Origin of the sequence: Nocardia sp. NPDC052254, assembly GCF_040679495.1 — a bacterium.
Classification (GTDB): Bacteria; Actinomycetota; Actinomycetes; order Mycobacteriales; family Mycobacteriaceae; genus Nocardia.
This window is the reverse complement of the sequence record NZ_JBFAUW010000008.1, coordinates 176,050-195,905: the sequence shown is the minus strand read 5'-3', so window position 1 is coordinate 195,905 and position 19,856 is coordinate 176,050. Positions and strand designations below refer to the sequence as shown.

Annotated in this window: 14 protein-coding genes; 7 read left to right on the top strand and 7 right to left on the bottom strand. The window is 69.2% G+C overall.

Annotated elements, in window-relative coordinates:
* Nucleotides 1-14: 14 nt before the first annotated feature.
* The 4 genes from AB0L57_RS21270 to metH all read right to left on the bottom strand — a co-directional run bounded on the left by AB0L57_RS21270 (nucleotide 15) and on the right by metH (nucleotide 7,250).
* The gene (locus AB0L57_RS21270; protein WP_364964721.1) at nucleotides 15-911 is read right to left on the bottom strand and encodes an arpA protein; all 897 of its coding nucleotides are present in this window, start codon (nucleotides 909-911) and stop codon (nucleotides 15-17) included.
* Nucleotides 912-1,199: 288 nt separating this feature from the next.
* Nucleotides 1,200-1,865 carry an HAD family phosphatase gene (locus AB0L57_RS21265; RefSeq protein ID WP_364964719.1) on the bottom strand — a complete coding sequence of 222 codons (666 nt, stop codon included), beginning with the start codon at nucleotides 1,863-1,865 and terminating at the stop codon, nucleotides 1,200-1,202.
* A 25-nt stretch (nucleotides 1,866-1,890) separates the two neighbouring features.
* A complete protein-coding gene (locus tag AB0L57_RS21260) occupies nucleotides 1,891-3,522 on the bottom strand; it encodes a protein kinase (protein ID WP_364964717.1) in 1,632 nt (543 codons plus the stop codon).
* Between the two features lie 149 nt (nucleotides 3,523-3,671).
* Nucleotides 3,672-7,250, bottom strand: a complete 3,579-nt coding sequence (gene metH / locus AB0L57_RS21255; protein ID WP_364964714.1) for a methionine synthase — start codon at nucleotides 7,248-7,250, stop codon at nucleotides 3,672-3,674.
* A 297-nt stretch (nucleotides 7,251-7,547) separates the two neighbouring features.
* Here metH and AB0L57_RS21250 point away from each other — a divergent pair, with 297 nt between their 5' ends.
* Nucleotides 7,548-8,408: a PAC2 family protein gene (locus tag AB0L57_RS21250; protein ID WP_364965071.1), complete on the top strand. Its 861-nt coding sequence runs from the start codon at nucleotides 7,548-7,550 to the stop codon at nucleotides 8,406-8,408.
* Between the two features lie 71 nt (nucleotides 8,409-8,479).
* Here AB0L57_RS21250 and AB0L57_RS21245 read toward each other — a convergent pair whose 3' ends face one another.
* A complete protein-coding gene (locus AB0L57_RS21245; protein ID WP_364964711.1) occupies nucleotides 8,480-8,785 on the bottom strand; it encodes a hypothetical protein in 306 nt (101 codons plus the stop codon).
* 340 nt (nucleotides 8,786-9,125) lie between these two features.
* On the opposite strand from AB0L57_RS21245, the gene AB0L57_RS21240 reads away from it, so the two are divergent.
* From AB0L57_RS21240 to AB0L57_RS21220, 5 genes are all read left to right on the top strand, one after another.
* Nucleotides 9,126-10,265 carry an XRE family transcriptional regulator gene (locus AB0L57_RS21240; RefSeq protein ID WP_364964708.1) on the top strand — a complete coding sequence of 380 codons (1,140 nt, stop codon included), beginning with the start codon at nucleotides 9,126-9,128 and terminating at the stop codon, nucleotides 10,263-10,265.
* Nucleotides 10,266-10,304: 39 nt separating this feature from the next.
* Complete coding sequence (locus tag AB0L57_RS21235; RefSeq protein WP_364964705.1) at nucleotides 10,305-11,066, top strand: DUF2127 domain-containing protein; 762 nt, start codon at nucleotides 10,305-10,307, stop codon at nucleotides 11,064-11,066.
* A gap of 102 nt (nucleotides 11,067-11,168) precedes the next feature.
* Nucleotides 11,169-12,728, top strand: coding sequence for a TIGR02677 family protein (locus AB0L57_RS21230; RefSeq protein WP_364965069.1), 1,560 nt, complete (start codon nucleotides 11,169-11,171; stop codon nucleotides 12,726-12,728).
* Complete coding sequence (locus tag AB0L57_RS21225; RefSeq protein WP_364964703.1) at nucleotides 12,728-14,140, top strand: DUF2398 family protein; 1,413 nt, start codon at nucleotides 12,728-12,730, stop codon at nucleotides 14,138-14,140. The genes AB0L57_RS21230 and AB0L57_RS21225 overlap by 1 nt, the downstream gene beginning before the upstream one ends.
* A 2-nt stretch (nucleotides 14,141-14,142) precedes the next feature.
* Complete coding sequence (locus tag AB0L57_RS21220) at nucleotides 14,143-18,369, top strand: TIGR02680 family protein (protein WP_364964700.1); 4,227 nt, start codon at nucleotides 14,143-14,145, stop codon at nucleotides 18,367-18,369.
* A gap of 54 nt (nucleotides 18,370-18,423) precedes the next feature.
* Here AB0L57_RS21220 and AB0L57_RS21215 read toward each other — a convergent pair whose 3' ends face one another.
* Both AB0L57_RS21215 and AB0L57_RS21210 read right to left on the bottom strand, forming a co-directional pair.
* The gene (locus AB0L57_RS21215; protein WP_364964697.1) at nucleotides 18,424-18,633 is read right to left on the bottom strand and encodes a hypothetical protein; all 210 of its coding nucleotides are present in this window, start codon (nucleotides 18,631-18,633) and stop codon (nucleotides 18,424-18,426) included.
* A gap of 294 nt (nucleotides 18,634-18,927) precedes the next feature.
* Nucleotides 18,928-19,416, bottom strand: coding sequence for a M15 family metallopeptidase (locus AB0L57_RS21210; RefSeq protein WP_364964694.1), 489 nt, complete (start codon nucleotides 19,414-19,416; stop codon nucleotides 18,928-18,930).
* Between the two features lie 210 nt (nucleotides 19,417-19,626).
* Here AB0L57_RS21210 and AB0L57_RS21205 point away from each other — a divergent pair, with 210 nt between their 5' ends.
* Nucleotides 19,627-19,845: a hypothetical protein gene (locus tag AB0L57_RS21205; protein ID WP_364964691.1), complete on the top strand. Its 219-nt coding sequence runs from the start codon at nucleotides 19,627-19,629 to the stop codon at nucleotides 19,843-19,845.
* Nucleotides 19,846-19,856 lie beyond the last annotated feature (11 nt).

The window sequence follows — 19,856 nt, the reverse complement described above, 5'->3', positions numbered from 1 at the left end:
GTCGAACGGGTGAATCAGTCCAGCAGTCGGTCACCGCGGACGGCATTGCCCGCCGCGGCCAGATGGTCCGGCAGGACCCGTCCGAACAACTGCCGGGTGCGCTCGACCGCGCCGACGATGCCGGGCCGATCGCTGTAGGCGAAGATCGCGCTGTGCCGCTGCTCGGTGCCCTCGACGGGCGAGACCCGGTGCAGTGAGAATCGGCCTTGGAACAACTGCAGATCACCGGGGCGCAGGATGAGCCGCCCGATCAGATCGTCACCGGATCCGGTGAGCACTGCCCGCACATCGGAGAGATTCTCCGACTCCGGCGTGCGGATACGCGGGCAGTACTCGAATTCGCCGCCCGCGTCCGGCGCCTGTGTCAGCATCGACACGGTGAACTCGTTCGTGTCGAAATGCCACGGATGCGACATGCCGGGCGCGACGACGTTGAGGCACAGACCCGCCAGCGGATCGGTGTACTCGTACAGCTGCGGCAGGCCGAAACACTCGGCGACCAGCCGCTGGAACGACTCACTCGTGTACAGCACCTGGATCAATGCGGTTTCGGGAATGAGATCCCGTGCGACGAAGGCGTTTCCGCGTTCCAGCACGATCGTCGCTGGATGATCCGGTGGCAGATCACTGTCGAGCGGAATGTTGTAGGCGTTGACCTTCTCCACCGTGTAGTACGCGTGCGGAGCCAGTTCGGCACCCTGGTCACGCAGCGTCGCCCAGCGGTCCGGGCGCACGAAACCGCGCAGGACGGTACATCCGTCGGCCGCGAGTTCGGCCCGGGCTCGCGCCACCACCCGCTGCCAGCGCTCGCCCCCGGGTTCGTCGAGCGGATACCGCTGTGTGTCGACGATGGCGGCCAGCTCCGCCGCGTGCCCCGAAGAGCCCTCTCCCCCACGATCTTCGCTGTTCACCCGACCGGATTCATCCACGTTGCCACAACCCCCTGCCGCCACCATGAAGATCATTGTCACCCGCCGCAGGCGGTCGCACCCAGGATTCGCGCATATCGTTGGGAAAGATCACAAACTCTCGAGTAACCAAGTGCGCCAGCGATATTCACCAGCACAACGGTAGCCCGAGACGAGACCATATGCACTCCTCGCGGGCACGAGGACGGTGTCCGCACCGGTCACACGGCGATACGCACGGTCGCGGTGTCGGGGCCACGACCGGGACCGGCCGTGCCGCACGCGCCGCGGTCAGCGGGCGGCGGCGTGGACGCGGTGCAGATCGTCGAGGGTGAGACCCACGAGCGACTCACGGAAGTTCAGGCCCGGACGGTGCGGGACCTCGATTTCGCAGGGCACCACCAGCACCTGGCACCCCGCGGCCAGTGCGGCTGCCGAACCGGTGGGCGAATCCTCCACGGCCACACAGTCGCCGGGATCGACACCGAGCAGCCGGGCCGCACGCAGATACGGATCCGGCGCCGGCTTGCCCCGGTCGACCTCGTCGCCACACACCGACACGTCGAAGGTGTCGAGCCCCAGGGTGCGCAGGCACAATTCGGTGATCGACCGCTTGGTATTGGTGACCAGCGCGTTCGGCAGACCGGCGGTACGCAGGGCCGCGAGCGCGTCCTCGGCACCGGGACGCCATGGGATGGGCCCCGACATCAGCTCGGTGACCCGGCGCTCGAGCCATCGACCCGCCGCGGTCATGGCATCCGGATCACGCTCGAGGCCCAGACCGTCGAACAGGATGCGCAGGGCATTGGGCCCGTCGGCGCCGATCAGGGCGTGCCGCAGGCCGTCGGTCATCAGGCCGCCCAGCTCCACGGCGAGTTCGCGGACGCCGACGTCCCAGAGTTTCTCCGAATCCAGCAGCGTGCCGTCCATGTCCCACAGCACCGCGACCACACTCACCCGGAGCTCTCCTTCCGATACCGCCTCAGGTCCCCGAACCGGTGATGAGCATCCGGCCGGCGGCCGTGTCCACCGTGAACCAGCGGCTCTCGGAGGTGACCGATCCGTCCCTCAGGGTATAGGTGAGGGTCGCGGTGGCCCGTCCCGGACCGCTCTGCTGCACACCGCCGACCCGGACCGCGGTGATCGTCGACCAGAAGTTCGAGTACTGCGCGAAACCGCCGGTCTGCGATTGATACGACGGTGCCAGCTGAGCCCACGCGCCGCCGGTGTTCCCGGGCAGCATGCCGTAGTACCCGGAGATGAAGCCCGCGATGTCGGCGGGCCGGGACGGTCCCGCCGAGGTGCTCGGCGCCGGAGTACCCGGCCGCGGGGTGGCACCGGGAGCCGGAACCGCGGCGGTGCCCGACGGCGGCGCGCCCGCCGAACTCTGGGCGCCGGGCGCCGAATTACCCAGCGACGCGGTGCCGCCGGTGCCGTCGGCCGAGGATCCGCCGGGCGTATCGGCTCCCGGTGGGGCGAACGCCGTGGCCGGAGACTGTCCGGGCGCACCCGCTTCCGAGGTGGTGAGCCCCTCGGCCGCGGGCCGGGACGGCTCGTCGGATCCCGACGTGGCCACCAGGCCCACGATGATCGCCACCACCGCTATCGCGGCGGCTGCCGCCAGCCACACCCGCCGGTCCCGGGTCAGGCCCGGCTTCGCCTGCGGTGCGGCCGTTTTCGCTGTCGGCGCCGGACTCGCCGCAGGCGGCCCGGGAGTGGACAGGACCGTGGTCGCGCCCGCGTCGGCGCCCGGATGCGGCAACACCTTCGTGGCGGCCGGACTCAGGCCGTGCGACCGGCCCTCCGCGACGGCCTCGAGCGCCCGCTGCGCCTCCTGCATGGTCGGTCGTTCGGCACTGTCGGCGGCCAGCAGACTCATCAGAACCGGTCCGAGATCACCCGCACGCCCCGGTGCGGGCACCTTCGCGCTGACCACCGAATGCAGCACGGCCAGGGGGTTGTCCCCCTCACCGAACGGTGGTGCGCCCTCGACCGCCGCGTACAGGGTCGATCCGAGGGCGAAGACATCGGAAGCCGGTTCCGGATCCTCACCGCGGGCGATCTCCGGCGACAGGTACGCCGGTGTTCCGGCCAGGAATCCGGTGGAGGTGACCGTGACGTCGCCGACGGCGCGGGAGATGCCGAAGTCGGTGATCTTCACCGTGCCGTTGTCGGCGACCAGGATATTGGCGGGTTTGACATCGCGGTGCACGATGCCCGCGTCGTGCGCGGCCGCCAGCGCCGCGGCCACCTTCGCTCCGATCCGGGCGACCTCGGGTGGCTCGAGTGGGCCCTTGTCGCGCATGAGCGCGGCCATGCTCGGCGCGTCGACGTACTCCATCACCAGCCACGGCTGGCCGTCCTCCTCGGCGACGTCGAAGACGGTGACGGCGTTCTGATGATGCAACCGGGCCGCGATGCGGCCCTCGCGCATGGCGCGCATCTTCGCCTCGAGCGCCTGCGCCTTGGTCAGGCCGGGCGCCAGCAACAACTGTTTGACCGCCACGGTGCGGCGCAGCCGCACATCGCTGGCACGCCACACCACACCCATGGCTCCGCTGCCGATGGGATCGGCCAGTCGGTACCGTCCGGAGATCAGCCGATCTGAACTCATGCCGTTGTACCCCTCCTGCACTCACACGCGGTGTCCTTGCGCCATGAGCCGGGGCCCTGCGTGGTGACGCTCCGCTACCGCCTCCGGGCCTGCCCGCTCATGTCGGGCCGCTCAGCCACTCTGCGTGAAAGCCCGGAAACGCCAAAATCCTACGCGTTGAAGTATTTTGCTTCCGGATGCAGGAGCACGAAGGCGTCGGTCGACTGTTCCGGATGCAGCTGCAACTCATCCGACAGCGACACGCCGACGCGGTCCGCCTCCAGCAGCGACACCAGTTTGGCCCGGTCCTCGAGGTCCGGGCAGGCGCCGTAGCCGAAGGAGTAGCGAGCGCCACGATACCCGAGTTTGAAGTAGTCGGTCACCTCGGACGGATCCTCGTCGGCGACCGAATGCCCTTCCAGCACAAGCTCTTCCCGGATCCGGCGGTGCCAGTACTCGGCCAGCGCCTCGGTGAGCTGCACGCCGATACCGTGCACCTCGAGATAGTCGCGGTAGTTGTTCGCGGCGAACAGCTCGTTCGCGAAATCGGCGATCGGCTGACCCATCGTGACCAGCTGGAACGGCAGGACATCCACCTGGCCCCGCTCGGTCGCGAGCTCTCGCGACCGCACGAAATCCGCGATGCACAGGAAGCGGTCGCGCTGCTGACGCGGAAAGGTGAACCGATACCGTTGCGGCGCAGCGGGATCAGGCTCGGTGAGCACGATCACATCATCGCCCTCCGACACCGCGGGGAAGTACCCGTAGACCACCGCGGCGTGCTGTAACACCCCTTCGGTGGACAGGCGGTCCAGCCAGTACCGCAGCCGCGGGCGGCCGTCGGATTCCACCAGCTCCTCGTAGCTGGGTCCGTCCCCGCCACGCTGGCCGCGCAGGCCCCACTGTCCCAGGAACAGCGCACGCTCGTCGAGCAGGCCCGAATACTCGGCCAACGCGAGGCCCTTGATGACCCGGGTGCCCCAGAACGGCGGCACCGGCACGGCCAGATCCGCCGCGACATCCGAGCGTTCGGGCACCTCGACGGGAACCTCGTTGGCCCGGCGCTCCGCGGCGATGCGCTGTGAACGCTCGTGCCGGGCCTTGCGCTCGGCGGCCTTGGCCCGTTCGGCGATCGCCTCCGGACCGTCGGGATCACCCGGTCCGCCGCGTTTGCGGGTCATGATGTCGTCCATCAGGCGCAGGCCCTCGAATGCGTCGCGGGCGTAGTGCACATCACCGGAGTAGACGTCGGTGAGATCGTTCTCGACGTAGGCGCGGGTCAGCGCGGCACCGCCCAGCAGCACCGGGAACTGGCCGGCGACCCCGCGGGTGTTCATCTCCTCGAGGTTCTCCTTCATCACCACCGTCGACTTGACCAGGAGTCCCGACATACCGATGACATCGGCCCGCTTGTCGGCGGCGGCATCCAGAATCGCCGAAATCGGTTGTTTGATACCGAGATTGACGACCTCGTAACCGTTGTTGGACAGAATGATGTCGACCAGGTTCTTGCCGATGTCGTGCACGTCGCCCTTGACCGTGGCCAGCACGATCCGGCCCTTGCCGGAGTCGTCGGTGGCCTCCATGTGCGGTTCCAGATGCGCCACCGCGGTTTTCATGACCTCGGCGGACTGCAGCACGAACGGCAGCTGCATCTGGCCGGAGCCGAACAGCTCGCCGACGGTCTTCATCCCCGACAACAGCGTCTCGTTGATGATCCGCAGGGGCGGCACCTCCTGCATGGCGGCGTCCAGATCGGGCTCGAGGCCGTTGCGGTCGCCGTCGACGATGCGCCGTTCCAGGCGTTCGAACAGCGGCAGCGCGGCGAGTTCGTCGGCGCGCGAGGCCTTCGCCGAGGCCGCAGACACCCCCTCGAACATCGCCATCAGCGTCTGCAGCGGGTCATAGCCCTCGCGGCGGCGGTCGTAGATCAGATCCAGCGCCGTCTCGCGCTGATCCTCCGGAATCCGGCTGATCGGCAGGATCTTGGAGGCGTGCACGATCGCCGAATCCAGTCCGGCCTCGACACATTCGTGCATGAACACCGAGTTCAGGACCTGACGCGCAGCCGGATTCAGGCCGAAGGAGATGTTCGACAGGCCCAGCGTGGTCTGCACCCGCGGATGACGGCGCTTGAGTTCGCGGATGCCCTCGATGGTCTCGATACCGTCGCGCCGCGACTCCTCCTGCCCGGTACCGAGCGTGAAGGTCAGGCAGTCGACGATGATGTCGCTCTCCGACATCCCCCAGTTGGTGGTGATGTCGGCGATCAGCCGCTCGGCGATCTCGACCTTGTGCGCCGCCGTGCGGGCCTGACCGTCCTCGTCGATGGTCAGTGCGACCACCGCGGCACCGTGCTCGGACACCAGCCGCATGATCTGCTGGAATCGCGAATCCGGACCCGCGCCGTCCTCGTAGTTGACCGAGTTGACCGCACAGCGACCGCCCAGACGTTCCAGACCGGCCTGCAGTACCGGCGGTTCGGTGGAGTCGAGCATGATCGGCAGCGTCGAGGCCGTGGCCAGCCGCCCGGCCACCTCCGCCATGTCCACGCTGCCGTCACGGCCCACATAGTCGACGCACAGATCCAGCATGTGCGCGCCGTCGCGGGTCTGGTCCTTGGCGATGTCGAGGCATCTCTGCCAGTCGCCGGCCAGCATGGCCTCGCGGAATGCCTTGGAGCCGTTGGCATTGGTGCGCTCGCCGATCATCAGCACCGAGGCGTCCTGTTCGAACGGGACCGCGGTGTACATCGACGACACACTCGGCTCGTGATCCGGATCGCGTACCACCGGAGCCACATCCGCCACCGCGTCGGCGACCTCGCGAATGTGCTGGGGGCTGGTACCGCAGCAGCCGCCCACCAGCGCCAGCCCGAATTCGGTGACGAAACCGTGCAGCGCGGAGGCCAATTCGCCCGGAGTGAGCGGATATTCGGCACCGTTGGCGCCGAGCACCGGCAGACCCGCATTCGGCATCACCGAGACCGGCACCCGGGCGTGCCTGGACAGATGGCGCAGATGTTCACTCATCTCATCCGGGCCGGTGGCGCAATTGAGTCCGATCATGTCGACTCCGAGCGGCTCGATCGCCGTCAGGGCCGCGCCGATCTCGCTGCCGACCAGCATGGTGCCGGTGGTCTCGACCGTGACGTGGGTGATGATCGGGATCCGGCGCCCGGCGCGCTCCATCGCCCGGCGGCTGCCGGTGACCGCGGCCTTGACCTGCAGCAGATCCTGGCAGGTCTCGATCAGGATGGCGTCGGCGCCGCCGTCGAGCATGCCCAGCGCGGCCTCGGCGTAGGCGTCGCGCAGGGATACATAAGGTGCGTGCCCGAGGGTCGGCAGTTTGGTACCCGGACCCATGGACCCCAGAACGTAGCGGGGAGTGCCGTGTGCGGAGGGGCCCATCTCATCGGCGACCTCGCGCGCGAGCCGGGTGCCGCGTTCGGACAGATCGCGGATCCGGTCGGCGATGTCGTAGTCGGCGAGATTGGGCAGGTTGCAGCCGAAGGTGTTGGTCTCGACCGCGTCGGCCCCGGCCTCGTAGTACGCGCGGTGGATACCGCGCAGGACGTCGGGCCTGGTCTCGTTGAGGATCTCGTTGCAGCCCTCCAGGCCGCGGAAGTCGTCGAGAGTGAGGTCCACATCCTGCAACATGGTGCCCATCGCACCGTCGCCGATTACGACACGCTGGGCGAGCGTGTCGAGCAACGTGGTATCGAACTCGGCGCGGGAGGACACAGACATGCACTCAAGACTAATTGCAGCGACCGACAGCCCGGGCTGCAGGATCGGACACGCTCGCTCGAGGATCGGTCGGTGGACCGCGTCGCCTCGGTGAACCCTACCCGCCCGTAACATCGTCCTCGACTGCCGGTAGAGTGGAGGATCGGGCCGAACTTCGGAACGGACAGCGGGCGCCGCGGGGCGAGGTCGGCGTGGTCAGGCCGGTCGACACGCGCAGTCGGCCCAATTGCCTCGAACAACATTCGGCCCACGCCGTAGGCTGACCGAGTGAACCCCAGTGCCTCATCCGATCCGGCCATGCCGACGTTGCGTGACCCGGTGCTCGTCGCCGCCTTCGAAGGCTGGAACGACGCTGCCGACGCCGCCAGCGGAGCCGTCGAACATCTGGAACTGATCTGGGACGCCGAACCGCTGGCCGAACTGGATTCCGAGGATTACTACGACTATCAGGTCAACCGGCCCACCGTGCGGCAGGTCGACGGCGTCACCCGCGAGATCCAATGGCCCTCGACCACGCTGTCGGTCTGCTCACCCCCGGGCAGTGAGCGCGATGTCGTCCTGCTGCACGGCGTGGAGCCGAATATGCGCTGGCGGGCCTTCTGCACCGACATCATCGAATTGATCGAGCAGTTGCAGGTTTCGACGGTCGTCATTCTCGGCGCCCTGCTCGCCGACACCCCGCACACCCGCCCCGTCCCGGTCACCGGCACCGCCTACAACAAGGATGCGGCCGAGCAGTTCAATCTGGAACAGACCCGCTACGAGGGCCCGACCGGAATCACCGGTGTGCTGCAGGATGCCTGTGTGCGGGCGGGTGTGCCCGCGATCTCGTTCTGGGCGGCGGTGCCGCACTACGTCTCCCAGCCGCCGAACCCCAAGGCGACCATCGCACTGCTGCGCCGGGTGGAGGATGTGCTCGACCTCGAGGTGCCGCTGGGCGAACTGCCCGCGCAGGCCGAGGACTGGGAGTCCGCGGTCGACGAGATGACCGAAGGCGACGAGGAAGTCACCGAATACGTTCGCTCACTGGAGGAACGCGGTGATGCCGCGGTCGACCTCGATGACGCGATGTCCAAGATCGACGGTGATGCGATCGCCGCGGAGTTCGAGAAGTATCTGCGCCGCCGCGGCGGCGGGAAGGGCGGATTCGGCCGGTAGCCGGCGGCGGGCCGCGCACACGGCCGGCGGGGCCGGAATCCGGCGGACGACTTCCGGCCACCCGCGGGAGGTCAGCTGTCGATGGTCAGTACCTGGGCTTCCGCATCGTGCGCCAGCTTCGCGATCAGAACGTCACGCGGAATCGTCTGGCCGGCAAGATGATCGAGAGACGGCACCACCACATGGTGTGCTTCGGCCCGCTTGAGCTCGGCCGTCAGCTCCGCGAATGCGGCGCCGTCACCCATGGTCGATTCATGGAACGTCACGGCGAAACAGAGGCCCACCTCGCTGGCGAGGCTGCACATCGCATCCTCCAGTTCGGCGGCATGGCCGTCGGCCAAGTCGTCACGCACGTATCCATAGATCAACGCTTCCACCCGAACCTCCGTTTGGATGTGTAAGGGACTCGCTGTTCTCTTGTGGATCCCCGCCGACACGGGGCACTGCTGTAACGAGTTCACTGCTGTAACGAGTTACTGCTCTGCGTAATCCGGTCCTGCGGTGGACGGGAGAACCGCCCGATTCGAGCATCCGTCATCGACAAATGCAATTGCAGATGTCAATGACGGACATCTGCATGCCCTATCGGGTCCATCCGGCGTTAACTGGTGGGATACTACCGCCGTGGCCGTGAATGACGATCGACCCGTCTGGGCTGTCAGGATGCGCTCCGAACGCGATGCGAGGGGGTGGTCCCAAGCGGATGCAGTCCGCGCCATGCGCGCCAAGTCATCCCACAACCTGCCGACAGACAGTACTCTGCTGCGCAATTGGCGCCGGTGGGAATCAGGCGAGTCGCGCCCGGACGATTTCTACGCGCCGATCATCGCCGCGGCGTTCGACACGGTCACGGCGGCCTTCTTCCCGAAGGCGCGACCGAATCGTGACGACGAATTGTTGTCGTCTACGGGGATGGACACGCTCGAGTTCATCGGCCGGTTGCGGATGTCCGACATCTCCACGGCCACACTGGATGCCGTTCGCATCACCGCCGAGCGGCTGTGCTGCGAGTATCCGTTCGCCGATCCGCACGAACTGCACACCGAGGGCACCGCATGGTTGCGGCGCATCACCGCACTGCTCGACGGCCGCCTGACCCTGGCCCAGCACCGCGAGGTACTGGTCCTGGCCGGATGGGTCGCACTGCTGGTCGGCTGTGTGGACTACGACCTGGGCCGGCGGACCGCCGCGGAGGCGACCCGCCGCGCGGCGCTGTCGCTGGGCCAGGAGGCCGAACATCCCGAAATCATCGGCTGGGGAGCGGAAATGGCGGCCTGGTTCGCCATCACCCAGGGCAATTACCGGGGCGCGATCGATGTCGCCGAGGCCGCACTGGCCGACTGCCGCAGTCTCGGCGTCGGCGTGCAACTCGCCGCCCAGCAGGCCAAGGCATGGGCTCGTATCGGCGACCGGGAGGCCATGGAACGAGCCCTCGAACGCGGCCGGGATATCCTGCAGCGCCTGGACAATCCAGCCAATTTGGACAATCACTTCGTCGTCGATCCGCAGAAGTTCGATTTCTACGCCATGGATTGCTGCCGGGTGGCCGGTGACAATCGCCCCGCCGAAACCTATGCCCGCCAGGTGATCCGCAGCTCCATCGGACTCGACGGCACGGTACGCAAGCCGATGCGGGTCTCGGAGGCACAGCTGACCCTGGCGGTGGTGGCGGTGCGCGATCGCGATCTCGAACTGGCCGTCGACGAGGGGATGCGAGCCTTCGCCGGTAAACGCCGCTCACTGCCCTCACTGCTGTGGATCGCCGGGGAAGCCGCACGGGAGATGATCGAACGCTATCCCTCCGATCCACGCACCCGGACCTACCTCGAGCAGTTGCGGGTGCTGTCGGTCGGCTGAGCGCGGCGGCCGGCTGCTCCCGGCTGTACGCTGCCGGGAATGGACTTCAGCCTGCGCAGCTGCTCGTGGCACGGTCATGCCACCTACGCCCCCGACGAGCCGGAACTCGCTGCGCGCCTGCATGTTTCAACTCTCGCCGGGGAGGCCTGGCGGTGCCTGCGCTGTGGCACCTTCGTGATCGGCACCCCGCGCGGACACGGGCCCGCCGACGACGCTCCGGAAGTGCCGCGCGGGCGACTGCTGCGGGATCGGCTGATCATGCGGCTGCTGGCCGCCGAGCGGGTGCTGCGTGGCATCGTGTTCGTCCTGCTCGCCGCCGGAGTGTTCAAGGTACGCAATTCACAGCAGCAGCTGCACGCCGCCTTCGACCGGGAGTTGCCCCTGATCCGGCCGCTCGCCGACCAGATCGGCTGGAATCCGGATAATTCCAAGATCGCGGAGTTCATCGAGAAGGGCTGGACGCTGTCTCCCACGGTGCTCACCTGGATCGCGGTCGGTTTGCTGGCCTACGCGGCAATCGAATTCGTCGAGGCCGTCGGGCTCTGGTACGTCCAGCGCTGGGGTGAGTATTTCGCCGTCATCGCGACGGCGTTGTTCCTGCCGCTGGAGATCTACGAACTCACCGAGCGGATCACCGTGGTGCGAGCGGGCGCTCTGGTGATCAATGTCGCCGCGGTGATCTGGCTGCTGTGGTCGAAGCGATTGTTCGGCATCAACGGTGGTGCGGCGGCCTATCACGCCGAGCATCACGAGGAGAGCTTGCTGACGGTCGAGCGTGCGGCGGTCGCCGCCGCGGACTGACGGCACGCCGAGGCCCGGGTGCGCCGCGGCGGCGCGCGGGCAGGTATTACGCTCGTGCCGGTGACCGAGTCCGCTGACCGATTGCTACCCGACGAACCCGAGCTGTTCGACGGCGTCCGTCCCGAGCATCGCGGGCCCGAGATCGAGGGCGCGGATCGGTTGCGGTTGTTCTCCTTCGCGACCGCCGACAAACGCCACGACTATCTGTGGGTGCTGCGGGCATTCGATCAGGCGCGCGCGGCCTATGTGGTGCTGCTACACGCCGGTGAGGTGGCCGACACTCTGGCCCGCATGCCCGACGCACCGCATCCGACCGCGACCGAGATCGGCCCGCTGCTCGAACAGCTGCACCTCTGGGGCGTGCTGGAACGCAGCTACGACGGCACCCGCGCGGCCACTCTCGCGGAATATCGCAACCGCCATTACGTCTATCAGTTCTCGCAGGCGGGATATCAGGCGTTCCGGGCGGTGAACGAGGTCGTGGGCGCGCGCCTGGACGAGGCGTCGCTGTCGCGGCTGGTACTGCCGGAACTGCTCGCCGATCTCGGGGCCCTCGCCCAGGCCAACCGCGCCGGTGATGCCGAACGGGTGTACCGCGTGCTCAAACGCCTCGATGCCGCGCTGTCCGAACTCGCCGATCACGCGGCGCATTTCTATCTGACCCTCGGCGATCTGGTCCGCACCACCGAGGCCACCCCGGAAACCTTTCTCGCGCACAAGGATGCGCTGCTGGCGCACATGCGCGAATTCAGTATGGACCTGGCCCGGTACGCGCCGCGGCTGGCCGCCGCCATCGCCGAGGTCGACGACACCGGAGCCGATCTGCTGATCGCGCGCGCCGCCGCCTGCGACGAGCGGGTGCTGCTGGACCTCGCGGACCGCGAGGCGGATTGGCGAGCGCGCTGGCAGGGGCTGCGGGGGTGGTTCGTCGCGGTCCGCGAGCGCGCGGTGGCCGACACCGACAGTGCCGCGGCGACCGAGGCCGAGCGGTTGCGGGAGGCGACCATGAGCGCCATCGCGGCCGTGCTGTCGTTGTTGCGGCGGGTCACCGAGACCCGCAAGGGCGGGGTGAGCCGGGAGTCGGCGCTGCGCCATCTGGCCGGCTGGTTCGCGGCCGCACCCACCACCGACAGCGCGCACGCGCTGTTCGACGTGGTGTTCGGGCTGGGCCGGCCGCGCCATCTGTCGATGGAACATCCCGATGCCGACATCATTCCGCCGCACCGATCCTGGTGGGAGGCAGCGCCGTTGGAGATCGCGCGGACCCTGGCCGAAACCGGCCGCCAGCCCACTCCCGGCGCGCCCGCCCGGCTGGTGCGCAACGACGCCGGAGTACGACGACTGCGCGACGCTCAGCTCGAGGTCCAGCGCGCCCGCGCGGCCGCCGCGATGTCGCTGGCCGCCACCGACATCCACGACCGGGTGCTCGACGAACGCGAGACCGAGGTGCTGCTGCGCCTGCTCGACGCCGCCTCCACGGCCTGGGTGCCCGTCAGTGGGCGGGTGGGAACCAGCGGCTCGGACAGCGGTGTCACACTGACCGTTTCCGAGCATCCCACCTCGACGGTGGTCCGCACCGCGGGGGGTCTGCTGCACCTCGATCACCGCCGGCTCGAGGTGCGCGAGACCTCGCGCACCCGTACCGGTTCCGGGCGGTCGTGATGCACGCGCGAACCATCGACCCGCTGGCATTGGACAGTTATCAGCGCGCCGCCCGCGTACTGCTGGCCAATCATCTGGTGACCCGCACCTACCCGGATCGCATCGCGCTACCGTTGATCCGGCGCTGGGCCACCGAACTACGGGAGGATCTCGCCGATCTGCTCGGCTATCGGCTCGAGGTCACCGAGACCACCGCCCGGCTGTTCCCGGTACCCGACCGGCTCGACGGCGGGCGGCCCGCCCGCACGCCCGGTGACCGGGTCTTCGACCGGCGCCGGTATGCGTATCTGTCGCTGGCGCTGGCCGCGCTCGGGCGCGCCGGTGACCAGATCACGCTGTCGGAGCTGGCCGACCAGGTGGCCGCCTACGCCGGGCGGGTGGACGGGCTCGAGCTCTCGACCGAACGGGCCGCCGACCGGGACGCGTTCGTCGACGCCGTGGCGTGGCTGGCCGCCCGGGGCGCCCTGGCCCTCGCCGACGGGGACGCCGGCGGCTGGGCCAGCGACCCCGACGCCGGTGAGGCGCTCTACGACATCGACCGCTCGGTGGTGTTCGCGATCTTCCGGCCGCCGCGGGCGCTGCAGCATCTGCACAGCGTGCGCTCGCTGCTGGCCGACGACGCCGAACCGGCGTCGGCGCAGGGGCGCACCGCGGCCGCCCGGCGGGTCCGGCGGGCACTGGTGGAGCTACCGGTGGTGTACGCCGAAACCCTCGGTGCCGCAGAACGATCCGCCCTCGGCGGCGAGAAACTGGTGGCCGAGGTGGAACTGCTGACCGGGCTACGGGCCGAGCGCCGCGGCGAGGGCGTCGCGTTGATCGACACCTCCGGACGGTTCTCGGATCTGCGCTTCCCCAGCACCGGCACGCTGGCCCAGGTGGCGCTGCTGCTGATCGGCGAGATCGCCGATCTGGTGCTCGATACCGACCATCCGCTGCCGCGGCGGGAGCGCCCGGCCGATGCCGAGCGGTTCGCCGACGGGCTCGATGCCGCCATCCCCGCCGCCACCGTCTTCGCACCGCTGGCCGCGCCGGAGCCCGGCGACGACGAGAGCATCGCGAACGAGGACGTCCCCGAACCGGTCACCCATCCCTTCGTCGACGACGACTGGATCGGCGTCACCGTGCGCGCCCTGACCGAGCGATACGGTTCGACCTTCGCCGCGCAGTGGCAGGCCGATGTCCCGGGACTCACCGCGGAGGTGATCTCGCTGCTGAGGCGTCTGTCTCTGGTGGAGGTGGTCGACGGTGGCCTGCTGGCACTGCCGGCGCTGGCCCGCTATCGGGGCGCGGTGGTCACCGTGCGCACCCGGGCGGAGAGCGAGCTGTTCGCCTCCGCACGTTCGCTGGGCGCGCACGCCACGGCCGATCCGGTGACCACGAGCCCGAACAACTCAGGAGAGGCGACGGACTGACCATGGACCTCCTTCACGGCGGTGTCCGCTTCATTCCCACCCGCGCGGGCATCGTCAACCTCTGGGACTACCGCGATCAGGAATTCTGTTTCGCCGACGGGCGGCTGGTGCTGCGCGGGCCGAACGGCTCGGGTAAGACCAAGGCTCTCGAGGTGCTGTTCCCGTTCGTCTTCGACGGCCGGATCGAGCCGCGCCGGCTCAATCCGTTCGCCGGCGAGGAACGCACGATGAAGTCGAATCTGCTCTACCGCAAACAGGATTCGGCGTATTCGTACGTGTGGATGGAGTTCGCGCGCGGGCGCCGGTCCGATCCCGAGGTGGTGACCGTCGGCATCGGCATGCGTGCCACCCGCAGCTCCGACAAGGTGACGCGGTGGTACTTCGTCGCCGACGGCCGGCTGGGCGTGGACTTCTCGCTGATCGGTCCCGACGACCGCCCCTTCACCCGCAAACAGCTCGCCGATCAGATCGGCACCGACGCGATCGTGGATCGGCCGGTCGACTATCGCGCGGCCATCGACGCGCGCATGTTCGGTCTCGGTGTGCAGCGCTACGACCAGCTCATCAATCTGATCCTCACGCTGCGACGTCCGCAGCTGGCGAAGAATCTCGATCCGCGCGGGTTGTCCCAGGCGCTGACCGACGGCCTGCGCCCGCTCGACGATCAGCTGATCCTCGACGCGGCCCGCTCGTTCAGCGATATGGAGGAGGTGGGCCGGACGCTGGAAGGGCTGGTCGCCGCCGACTCCGCCACGCGCGCGTTCGTCGACGTGTATCGCAAATATCTGTCGGTGCAGGCGAAATCGGATGTGGAGCAGGTGCGCTCGCGCCTGGACACGGTGACCCACGGCAGCACCGCGCTGTTCGCCGCCGCGGCATTGCGACTGCGGCGCGACACCGAACGCACCGCCGCCGAACACCGCGCCGAGGAGGCCGACCGCGCCTACGAGCAGGCTCTCACCGACCGCGAGACACTGCAGCGTTCCAGCGCCTACGAGGGCAAACAGCAACTCGACGATCTGGCCGACGCGGTGCGGCGCCTCGAGACCTCCGCGGCGGTCCACAGTGACAAGTCGACCAAGGCCCAGCAGGCCGCCGATCAGCGCGCCGAGGAGTTCGAGCGCGCCGCGGCCGCGGTCTCCACTGCCGCCGCGGCCCTGACCCATGGTGAAGACGAGTTGCGCGCCGCCGCCGAGGAGGCCGGAATCGGCTGGGCCGCACTGCCCGAACAGGCCCGCACCGAACAACTCACGACCACCGTGCGCAGCCATGCCGAGGAACGCGACGCGGATGTACGCGCGGTCCGGCAGGCCATGACGGTCGCCGACGCCGCCGCGGCCGAACGTACCCGGGCCGAGCGCGCGGTCGAGCGCGCCGGACGTCACCGTGACACCGCCACGGCCGCGCTGGCCGAGGCAGAGGCCGGGGTGGCGCTGGCCCGTTCGAATACCGCTGCGGCACTGCGGGGCTGGTGGGAGAGCCGACGCGAGCTCTACTCCCCTGTCGCCGGCCTGTTCGAGGCGCTCGACGCCGCGCTCGCACAGGCCGGGGCCGACGACGCCACCGGTCTGTCGCAGGTTCTCGCCGAGCATGCCGAACCGCTCACCGAGGAATTGCGGGAGCGGCGACGGCAGGCACGCGCGGCGGCCGCCGGGGCCGAGGAGCGGACGGCCACGTTGCGATCCGAGCATCGGGTGATCGCCGCCGAACAGGACGACGCGCCACCGCCCGCGCCCGGCCGTACGAGTTCGCGCGACGAGCGTGCCGGAGCGCCACTGTGGCGGCTGGTCCGATTCGCCGACGACGTCGGGGCCGAACGTGCGGCCGGGATCGAGGCGGCCCTGCACGCGGCCGGCGTGCTGGATGCCTGGGTCAGCGCCGACGACGCCACACCACATGATGATCCGGGCACAGTCCTGATTCCGCTGCCGGGCTCGGCACGGCCGAGCGGTCCGACCCTCGCCGACGTCCTCGTCATCGAGGAAGGTGTCGGTGACACCACGGCGCCCGCACCGATCGCCGCGGTGTCGCGCTCCCGGATCGGCGATATTCTCGCCTCGATCGCCGTGCGAGACGACGACATCGACGACGAGTCCGTCGAACCGGTGGCGGTGGCCGGAGACGGTGCCTTCCGGCAGGGCGTACAGCTCGGGCACCACCACAAGACCCAGGCCGAGTTCATCGGCAGCACCGCACGGGCACGCCGCCGCGAACGGCGGCTGGCCGAACTGACCGACGACATCGCCGCGGCCGAACAGGAACAACGGAGCGCCACCGCCGACGCCGAGGACGCCGCGGCCCAGCTGTCGCAACTCGCCGCCGCCGGAAAGGAACTGCCGCGGGCCGGTGCGGTGACCGCCGCACTGCGCGCGGTGTCGGAGGCCGCGGGGGTTCTGCGGTCGCACACCGAGGCCGCCGTACACGCCGAGCAGGATCTGGATCAGGCGGTCGGCGCGTTCACCGCCGCCGACAAGAAGGTCCGCAGCGTGGCCGCGGCCCGCAACGCTCCGCGCGATCCCGCGGAATTGGACGCGCTCGCCGCCGCGGTCCGGCATTTCGAGAACACCGGCACCGCCCTGCTGCGACTGCGCGGGGATTCCCAGCGCGAAACCGAACGCAGCCGGGAAGCCGGCGATCGGCTCGCCGAATCCCGCGATCTGGCCGAGGCTTTCGCCGAGGAGGCCGAGTCCGCGCGGGCGGGTTACGAGGAGCAACTACGCAAACTCGACACCCTGCGCGAAGCGCTCGGTGCCGACGCCGCCGATATCGACCGTGATCTGGAGCAGGCGCGCGAACGGATCGATGCCGCCCGCGCCGAGCAGCGCGGTGCCCGCAAGGCCGCCGCCGAGGCGATCGAGGCGGTCGGATCCGCCGAAGGCGCCTACCGCGCCGCGCACGAGGCGCTGGGCACCGCGCTCACCGAACTGCTCACCGACGTCCGCCAGCTCGCGCCCTATGCTCGCGCCGATCTGCTGGCCCTGCTCGGCGCGCCCACCGACAGCCGGTGGCCGAGTTCGCCGGCCGCCTGGTCGACCGCCGACCAGCTGCTCTACCGCATCGAATCCGGTGGCCCGGAGACCGAGACCGCGGTGCTGCCGGTCGAGGTGCGCACCCTGTTCGACAACCTCGGTGCCGCCACCGCATCCGTGCGCGCCGGTGAGGCCGCCCGCAAATCCACTCGCAGTGCCGTCACCTCCGCGCTGCAGGAGTTCGACGCGGCCCTGGCCACCGCCCGCCAGGACTACCGACTGCAGTGGGATGCCGCCGACGGGCTGACCGTGGTGCAGGTGCACGACGACGACGGTGTGGCGGCCCTGGCCGATTTCGCCGATCGGATCGCGGCCGCCCGCGCCGATCAGGAATTGCTGCTCACCGACGCCGAACGCCGGATCCTCGAGGATGCGCTGCTCACCGGCCTGGCGCAGCAGATCCACGAGCGCACCTGCGACGCTCGCGATCTCATCGCCCGGATGGGCAGCGAGATGAAGCAGCGCCGGATGTCGTCGGGCAACACCATCGGTGTGCACTGGGTGCTGGCCGACAATCTTGCGGAGTCGGCGCGCGCGGTGTGCAAACTGCTCGACCGAGCCGCCGCGGATCTGACCCCCGACGAATTGGCCACGGTGCGGGCGCATTTCGCCGCCGAGATCCGGGCGGCCCGAGCCGCGCATCCGGAACGGTCGTATCCGGAGATTCTGGCCACCACCCTGGACTACCGAACCTGGCGGGTCTTCTCGTTCACACTGGTCACCGCCGATGGATCCGAGGACCGTCTCACTGTCGCCCGCCACAGCGCGTTGTCGGGCGGTGAGCAGTCGGTCTCGCTGCATCTGCCGTTGTTCGCCGCGGCGCACGTGATGCTGGATTCCGCGGATCCGCAGGCGCCGCGCCTGCTCGCCCTGGACGAGGCCTTCGCCGGTGTGGACGACAACGGACGCAGCGAATTGCTCGGCCTGTCGGTCGATTTCGATCTGGATCTGTTCATGACCGGATACGACCTGTGGATCACCTACGAGCACGTACCCGCTTGCGCGCACTACGATCTCGCCCACTCGGCGGCCGAGAACACCGTCAGCGCCACCCTGCTGGTCTGGGATTCCTCGGAACTGCTGGCCGAACACGACGGTTCGGATCTGACCACGGCGCTGGGTTCACCCAACCGCCGCCGGACCCCGCATACGGTCGAGGGCGGGATCACCTTCGACGAGGCACTCGAACCATCCACCTGAGTGGCGGGCACCGGTGTCCACCAACGGAATTCGCGCGCCGGTGAGGCGCCGTACTCAGTGTTCGGAGAAGGTCACCGACAGCGGATCCGGGCCGCCGGGGGCGATGACCGCCGTCAGCGGCGGGTCGGGCACCGGCCGGTCGGCCCCGGCGTACCCCAGCCAGCCGGTGCCGACGAACACCGCCACCAGCAGCGCGGTGGGCAGTTCCAGCAGCAGCCATCCCCCCGGGATGGCCGCCAGTCCGGTTTCGGGGATCAATTGCACCGTGGCTATCTCCCGTCCGGGAGCGGACGCACGGAATCTGGCGCCCGCCGGTGAATCTGCGGACCCTGCACGCGAACTCGCGACCGACATCGACCCACTCGGCCGTCCCGGAACCCGCCCTCGCACCCGAACCTCCATCGCTTCGAGCGTCCCCAGCCGGTTTGCCGGGATACCGCCACAGTCCACAGTGCCCGATTGCCGAAGACGCCACACCGGTTATGGTCAGGACATTCGGCGTGTCTCCGGATGTTTGCTGAATACCGGTCGGTAGCTAACTTTTCGGTCCGATGCCGGTCAGGCTCGCGGCCGCACACTCGCATTCGGCCACTGCGGCGGGCACACCCCGCCGGGGAAGGTCTGCACCTCGAAATGCCAGTACTCGTTGGTGAAGGTCTGGCACAGTCCGAACCGATTTCCATTGTCCCGCAACCACTGCGCACCGCGCTGCGGTCCGACGTCGATCGCCTTACCGGTCACGTGGGTGGATTCGTCGGGCGGCAGCACCCACTGCCGTGCGGCATCGGGGCTGCCGTAGGTGGCGATTCCCTGCTCCCACAACTGTTCCTGCTCGTCGCGGGTGCGATGGCCCGCCACGATCGACAGTGGCACACCCTCGCTGTGCGCCTGCTGTTCGGCCAGGGTGTAGGCCACCGCCAGCATCGGGTCCAGGCCCTCGGTGCCGCCGGCCGACCCGGTGGGCACGGGGGCGGCCGTCGCGGGTGCGGTGACACCCGCCAGCGCGATCGCGGTCAGCGCCGCTGTGGCAGCAAGTCCTCGCAGCATGGCAGCGATCGTAGCCAGCCTCGGCCACCGCACGGCCCTCGCCCCGCCGCCGGTGCGTCGCGGACTGCGATCACGAGTGCCGCGCCCGGTGAATACGGTCGCAGGCGGCGCCGCGGCGTCCGCGCGTGTCGTAGTACGGCAGATACACCAATACCCGATACCGTGCAAAGCGGTCGTGTGCTCGGCCCGCTCGACGACGAGGAGGCTGTTGTGGCTCTTCCCCTCACCGCGAATTCCCTGGTACCGCTCGCCGCCGTCCTCGGCGCCAGCGCACTGGTCGCGCTCGCCACGCTGGCACCGTCGCGCACCCGCCGGATTCCCGCACACACCGATGAACTCACCCGGCGCAGGCTCGCGCGCCAGGGTGGCGTCACCATCGGTCGGCACCGGGCCGTTCACCCCCGGCGCCGTGCCGGGGCGCCGCACTGACGGCGAGGACG